This window comes from Streptomyces sp. GC420 (genome assembly GCF_009916105.1).
GTDB lineage: Bacteria > Actinomycetota > Actinomycetes > Streptomycetales > Streptomycetaceae > Streptomyces.
This window is the reverse complement of the sequence record NZ_JAAAXQ010000661.1, coordinates 1-2372: the sequence shown is the minus strand read 5'-3', so window position 1 is coordinate 2372 and position 2372 is coordinate 1. Positions and strand designations below refer to the sequence as shown.

Below are 2372 nucleotides of genomic sequence, written 5' to 3'. Positions count from 1 at the left end.
ACCCCGCCCTCCCCGGGATGCCGGCGGACCTGAACGACACCCTCGCCCGTGCCCTGGCGGCGGACCCGGCGGACCGTCTGTCCGACGCCGGTGCGTTCCGTGACGCCCTCGCCTCCGTCGATCTGGACACCGTCCACCTGGGCGGCTTCGGACCGGTGCCCGGCGCGGCGTCCGCCCCCGGCCGCCCGGACGCGCCGCCGGCGCCGAACCCCCCGCACGCCCCTGGCGCCCCTCACGGCACGGTCGTCGCACCGCTTCCGCCCGTCGGGGACGCCGCGCCACCCGCGACCTCGTCGCCCGAACGGCCGGGCGAGGCCGGGGGGACAACCGCCGTGCCGCGGACGGACGAGCGGCGGCGGAAGGGGCCGCGCCCCCGGCTGGTCGCCGTGCTGGCGGCGGTGGCGGTCTCCGTCACGGTCGCCGTCGGCGTGGTGGTGTATCAGGAACAGCCGTGGAACGGCGGCCCGGGTTCCTCCCCGACCACAACTGCCGGGGCGGACGGCGGGGGTGAGCAGGCGTCGGCTCGGCCGTCGGCCTTCGGCGGGGTGCCGACCACCACGGAGGACTGCCCCGCCACGGAGGTCGAGGGCGTGGGCGGCCGGTGCACCGAGACCGCCGAGTGCTGGAGCGGCATCACCGATATTTCGGGGATCATCACGGTCAGCCGGGCGGACTGCCAGACGAGGCACGTGTGGGAGACCTTCGCCATCGCACCTCTGCCCGAGGACGGCATGACCAACAACGCGCGGGACCTGATCAAACACCCCGACGTGAAGGCGCTGTGCTCGCAGGAGGTGATGGCCAAGTCCAGGACGGCCGAGGGCGACGGGATCGCCGCCGAGTGGAACGTCGACATCGTTCCGCCGTCCGCGGCGGACTGGGCCGGTGGCCACCGCTTCTTCCGCTGCGTCGCCGCGGCGGTCACGGACGACGGCCAGAAGACCGGCAACCATTTCCGGCCCCGCGCCTGACCCGCGCCCGACCCGCCCGGCGGGTCCTCCTGCGGGAGTGCTCGCGTTCCCCGTCCGGCGCCGACGCTGCCCGAGATCTGCCTCACCGGCCCTGGGCGTCGGGCCGTACCGGCATTGTGTCCAGGATCGTGTCCGCCATCCGGCGTGCGGACGCCTCCGTTTGTGCCGCGACCCGGCGGAAGGTTTCCTGCGCCTGCTGCGCGGGCCAGGATGCCGGCAGATGCCGGGCGGGCAGCCGCGGGTCGGTGCGGATGACCTGAAGCCACTCGGTGACGAGGCGCAGCCTGATGCCGAGGGGGTCCGCACCGGTGTCCGTCCGAGTGCTCCACCGCTCGTGGAAGGAGGTGTAGCGAACGGCGATGCCGTCCAGGTCCCAGCTTTCCATGATCATCCGGTCGATGTCGGTCGCGGTGTCCGCCTCCCCGTGGAAGATCTTCACGTGGTCGGTGAGCCCGAGTTCCGCCACTGTGGTGGAGACGTCGGTCTTGCCGGGGGCGATCCACAGTCCCCCGTACAGGGTTCCGAAGCCGAACCAGACCAACTTCGAGCGCAGCTCGTGGCGTTGGCGCTGCCAGGAGTCGGGCAGGGAGAAGCCCAGCAGGGTCCAGGTGCCGTCCCAGTCCTCGTTGACCGCGCCGTCCTTCCAGATGCGCCGCTCGCCTTCCTGGAGGATGCGGGCCGCGTGCGGTGTCAGGCCGAAGTACATCTTCCTGCCCTCTCGCTGGCGCCACAGCAGACCCCGGTTGACCATGCGGGTCAGCGTGGAGCGCACAGCCTGCTCACCCACTCCGGCACGGGAGAGGACGTCGATGATGCTCCCCGAGTACACACAGTGGTCCTGCCGCCCGAGGAAGTGGTTGCCGAAGAAGGCGAGCATGAGCGACTGAGGGCGCAGCACCGGGGCGGATGTGTCATTGGCCGTCTCCATACGTTCCTCCACGGGGATCAGCCTACGGTCCGGGCCGCAGACGTCACCACGCCCGCCTCCCAGGCGCCGCCATGGTGGCAAAGGCCCATGCGGGCGGGAATGCCGTCTGCGGCGGAACGTCCTCCGGACGGCCTGGCCACGTCCGGGCAGCAGCCCCGGAACCAGGGACCCGGCCCATTCCCGCCGGTGCCCGGCCGCGCCTCGCAGCGCGTTCCGGGAGGTGGTCGCGGATACGGCAGTGCATACCGGTGGAGGACCGGGAATCAGGCCATCGCGGATCCGCTCCACGGCATTCCGTTCGGCCTCGTGGGGATGGAGGCCACGCTGATCGAACGGAACCTCCTGGACTAGGGTCCGTCTTCAAATTGATCTTGCCCAGATCAGGATTGCTGCGAGTGTGACCGCTGCTTCGTAGGAGGTGGCGGTCTTCTCGTAGCGGGTGGCGATGCCGCGGAAGCCTTTGAGTTGGTTGA

The 2372-nt window shown here is 71.4% G+C and carries 1 protein-coding gene and 1 pseudogene; one reads left to right on the top strand and one right to left on the bottom strand.

The window, feature by feature from the left end; genetic code table 11:
* Positions 1-971: pseudogene (locus GUY61_RS37530) on the top strand (serine/threonine protein kinase); the annotation flags it as partial.
* 82 nt (positions 972-1053) lie between these two features.
* Here GUY61_RS37530 and GUY61_RS37525 read toward each other — a convergent pair.
* Positions 1054-1899 carry a PaaX family transcriptional regulator C-terminal domain-containing protein gene (locus GUY61_RS37525; RefSeq protein ID WP_243767021.1) on the bottom strand — a complete coding sequence of 282 codons (846 nt, stop codon included), beginning with the start codon at positions 1897-1899 and terminating at the stop codon, positions 1054-1056.
* Positions 1900-2372: the final 473 nt, after the last annotated feature.

Coding starts and splice junctions, on each gene's coding strand:
- GUY61_RS37525 (WP_243767021.1), bottom strand. CDS start 1,899: ATGGAGACGGCCAATGACACATCCGCCCCGGTGCTGCGCCCTCAGTCG.